The 4,142-nt window shown below is 61.3% G+C and carries 4 protein-coding genes; 1 reads left to right on the top strand and 3 read right to left on the bottom strand.

The window, feature by feature from the left end; genetic code table 11:
• Positions 1-685 precede the first annotated feature (685 nt).
• Positions 686-1,387, top strand: a complete 702-nt coding sequence (locus NKJ32_RS35105; RefSeq protein ID WP_352830519.1) for a hypothetical protein — start codon at positions 686-688, stop codon at positions 1,385-1,387.
• 29 nt (positions 1,388-1,416) lie between these two features.
• On the opposite strand, the gene NKJ32_RS35100 is transcribed toward NKJ32_RS35105, so the two are convergent.
• From NKJ32_RS35100 to NKJ32_RS35090, 3 genes are all read right to left on the bottom strand, one after another.
• Positions 1,417-1,887: a hypothetical protein gene (locus NKJ32_RS35100; RefSeq protein ID WP_352830517.1), complete on the bottom strand. Its 471-nt coding sequence runs from the start codon at positions 1,885-1,887 to the stop codon at positions 1,417-1,419.
• A 117-nt stretch (positions 1,888-2,004) separates the two neighbouring features.
• Positions 2,005-2,628: a hypothetical protein gene (locus NKJ32_RS35095; protein ID WP_352457575.1), complete on the bottom strand. Its 624-nt coding sequence runs from the start codon at positions 2,626-2,628 to the stop codon at positions 2,005-2,007.
• A 58-nt stretch (positions 2,629-2,686) separates the two neighbouring features.
• Positions 2,687-3,688, bottom strand: coding sequence for a hypothetical protein (locus NKJ32_RS35090; protein ID WP_352457576.1), 1,002 nt, complete (start codon positions 3,686-3,688; stop codon positions 2,687-2,689).
• Positions 3,689-4,142: the final 454 nt, after the last annotated feature.

Genomic DNA, 4,142 nt, shown 5'->3' with positions numbered 1-4,142 from the left:
GATCGATTAAAGCCTCACCGACGCTGCCAACAAAGCTCACGCCTCAAACCCCGCGCCCCTCCCGCGAGCGGGTTCGTTCCCTGACCCATCGGAGACCTTCATTCTGCTCGTTGCGAATGGCAGCAATGCGCCCAAATCCCGGTCGTTCACCCATGATATTGTGATGCCTAATAGTAGACGCTCCGTCGGCAGGGCAAAACGTCTTACCGGACCGGCTGAGTCTGAGGTCTGCCCCGACAGGCAGCTCTTGAATCGCGACATGGTTGCTAGGCCAGCCATGCGACCTGCCCGTAGATCGAGTCATGGCCATCGGTCGCGACTGGCTTGATACCGATGAACTCTAGGAAAAGTATTTGGCCAGGTCGTCGGGCTAGGCCTCGCTAGCCGGATGCACAACCATGCGGGTTTCCACCACATCTCGTGGCTGTCGAAGCTGACCTCGCAGGGCGTAAGACTCCGCGTTGGTCGATGTAGATTATCAGGATGCCGCCATTGTCGCTATTGCGGAAGATTCCGACACTCGATGTTATCTCTTGCTGAGCCATATGCGAGCGCATGCTTAAGAAGGCGCCATCCCTCGAGAGGCTGCACGAACCGGGCTTTTCGCCGCCGAAGGTCTTAGCAGTTTAAGCACTAATGTGCTATGGACGGGTTGCGCGCCGCGCCGGCGCGCGTGGTGGAATAAATGGATCAGGTTAAGCTTGCTGGCTCGAGGCTGCGGCGCCTGCAGACGGCCCTTGCCCCACCAAATGGCCGCGAAGAGTTTCTCGCGCAGCCCCTTCTCGTGCGCCCGCTTGCAATTACGCGAGGACCGCTGGAGCTTCGCAAGGTCATCGACGAAAACGTGGTAGCCTTCCTGCCGCCCGTCATGCCTCTCCTTTCGCCAGGGCTCGCCTGCACCGAGGCGCTCGTCGAGTTTACCCGGTCAGGACACTGGAAGCTCAATGTCCAGGTGGAGGCGCAAGTTGCAATTCCCGTGGCGCTGGTTGCGGGATTTGCGACCAATGAGCATTGCTACTTCGGCGGTTTGATTGCCGGCGTGAATATCAGCGGTCCAGCCTCCGAAGGCACCAGTCCAACCAGCAGCGGGGCCTTCTCCATCAAAGGCTATTCACGATGGATCGAGGATGATTTCATTGCCGCGCGGGACGAAGGGGTGACAATCCGGGTTCACAGCAGCATCGATCTCCAGGGGCGGATCCATGCTTTGGTTGGAGAATGGGGGCGGAAGTTCGACAAGGCCCTGTACCGTCCGCTTAGCCTGCTCGACACCGACTATAGCGACACTACGGCCTGGGAAGTGCCCAACATGATCGAGGGGGCCAATCTCGATCTGGCCGGTCCCGACGACGGCTTGTCCTTCGAGGTGTCGCTCCGCTTTGAATAGCGGGCTCGATCGGCGGGCCTCAAAACGGCTCAAAACGGAATGACGAACCCGCCAGTGGCCGCGCTCGCCAGTCCGGCAATCAATTCGATTGCTCCCGTCCCGGTGCCGAAATCGACCCGTGCCGAGGGCAGGCCTGCTTTGAGAGCCGTCCAGTTCTTCTCGACGAGCGTGTGCCTGACATTCATGTCCCAATCGTCATCGCGGGATTCGAATGAAAATGTGCCGCCGACATGACCTCGGCGAGGAAACAGGAACGGTCCGTCGGCTGAGCCCACGAGCGATATGCTGACGATCGCGGCATAAGATGCGGAAAGCGCCCCACTGTCATGGACCCTGCCGGCATATTGTACCGACCCGTCGCTCGCCAAGCGAAGACGGCATTCTCCCGAGCATGTGCCAGCATCGAGCGTGAAGGACAGGGTAACCGGTTCGAGAACATCCGCGATGGCGCGCAAGGCGACCGGGATCCCCAGTCCAAGGCTTTCCGACACGCTTCGCATGCTTACCTGAGCATCCGGCGCGCTCCGCGGCGCCAAGATCGCGCGCAAATCCATCGACATTCCTTCGGAACCTCAGGTTCGACCTGACCGTGTTGCAGGCGGGGAGAACGCCATTCTTTACCCGTAGTCCTCATCGTCGTCGTCCGGGTCGATTTCGACGCCCGGCCGGGTATCGCCCGGATCCGGATTCTGCGGGGCGGCGCGGCGCATTCTGTAGCGGCTGCGCCCGCCGCCCGTCACGACATAGAAAAAAGCGCCGACCGCGAGATAGAGCGCGACGAATCCTTCCCATGCAAGCTGACCCCAGGCGGGCGCTGCATGCAAGCGCTGGGTCGGGCCTGAACTTTCGAACTTGTGCCAGTTGTCACGAACCCAGCGATCTGATCCTTCGAGGCTCAGCGAGGTGTGGCGACTTTCGATCACGTCGACGATGTGGCCTTCGAGCCGCGCACCGATGGAATGATCGTGATCGAGCAGCAATTCAAGATAGAAGAAATCGCCGGTCAGGGTACCGCCGTCGTGAAAATCGCCATGCGCCGACCAGAAGCCATTTTGCCATAGCTGCATTTCCCAAGAGCAATCGACATCGCCGCTGCTGATGTCCCCGGTGAACCGGCGGAAGCCATCGGTGGCGACCATGTCCAGGACGCTTATCGGCAGAGGCCGGTTCTCGAGCCGACCGAGCGCCCGCACGCTGATTGGCGATCCCGTGAAGGCGCGGCACGATTTCAGCGTTTTCACGCTTCGCCGCGTGCGGGGTTAGGCAGCCATCCGTACCCGTCCGCGCTCCAGTCTTGGTTCATTGGAGGGCCACGAGGATGGGAATGAGACCCCGCCCGGATTGCAATGGGCCGAGCGCCTTGCCGATGATCGTGCCGAACGCCCGATCCCGGTCGGATGCGGTCATCGCGTGCCCCGCCGTGGGCGAGGTCGTCAGGAGGTCGCCCACCTCGATCTGGCCGAAATGCGCGTCCGCCTTGCAATAGACCTTGCCCATCAGCGCGATCGGCTGCCTGTTGATCGACTGAGGCCGGGAGCCCAGCACGATCCCCGGCTTGAAATCGCCAGCGCCCGAAATCACGCCTGCGACCCTTTTGTCGTACGCGCAATTGCTTTCCTCAAGAGCTCCGTCCTGCCCCAGGATCATAACGGTTCCGGGCTCGACCTGCTGTGCGTCGCGAACGTCGAAGTCCTCGGCGCAATCCTCGTTGAGGAGCCGAATGTCGCTGCCCGGCCCGGTGACATCGATATTGCCCGTCACGACCACATTCCCGACAAAAAGCGCAGCGGTCAGGTTGCCCTCATGCTTCGCATAAAGCGCCGCGCCTGTGCTTTCTGGATTGAGCTGGAAAGCGGCCAGCGCCGCCATCCCCGGAGAATGCGTCTCGGCATGGACGCCCTCATTGTTTTGACTGGTGCCCCAGATGGCCGCGCCATCGCTGCTGGTCCCGTAAATTGCATTGCCGCCGGCCGAATTGACCCCGACAACACCGCCATGATTCAAATTCTTCGACCATCCCCGGACGCCCTCACCGAGGCTGCTCTCGAACCAGCCGCCATTGCCTCCAGAGCTTGCCTCGTGGTGGAGCGAAACCGGGCCTAGACGAAGGTCCGCCGAATTATTGATGCCCACGACGCCCGGATGGGAGCCGCGGCTGACTCCGCGCACGCCTTCGTTGCGCTTGCTTTCGCCCAAGACACCAACGCCGTCGGTGCTCGTTCCAACGACCCCCTCGCCGTCGACACTGACGCCCTCGATCGCATTTTCGCTGCCAGTGACTGCGTTCGTGAACTTGGGCATGCCCTTCTCCTTCGCTAAAGAATGGCAGACAGCCCGCGCGTGCCGAACAATTCTGAAGCTCCCGATGGGAGGAGAGCCCCCGCATCCCGATCGAATCAGTGTGCGCCCAACCGGCCCAGGATGCAATGGTACGAACTTTAACATTCAAGACAAACCACAGCGCCGGCGACATCGTGGGGCGAATGCGCTTCACGGCGCGTTGCGGTTTTTGCTACCGCGCACGGCATTCGTACTCACCTACGCCGCGACGCTACTTCTGTCTGCAATGCACCTGCTGCTTGCCTCGCAAGCTGCCCACCCACCAAGCCCATCGGTGCGGTCACAACGGACCAAGCCGAACCGTCAAATCCCCATAGACTCAAAACCGAGATCTCCACCCCGCGGGTTCCTTCCCTGGAGGCTTCCGGACGCCGGCCTCGAGCCACGCCATCTCAGTAGACGGCCGGCATCCGAA

This window comes from Mesorhizobium sp. M0159 (assembly GCF_040322295.1).
Classification (GTDB): domain Bacteria; phylum Pseudomonadota; class Alphaproteobacteria; order Rhizobiales; family Rhizobiaceae; genus Mesorhizobium.
This window is presented reverse-complemented; position numbering and strand designations above follow the sequence as displayed.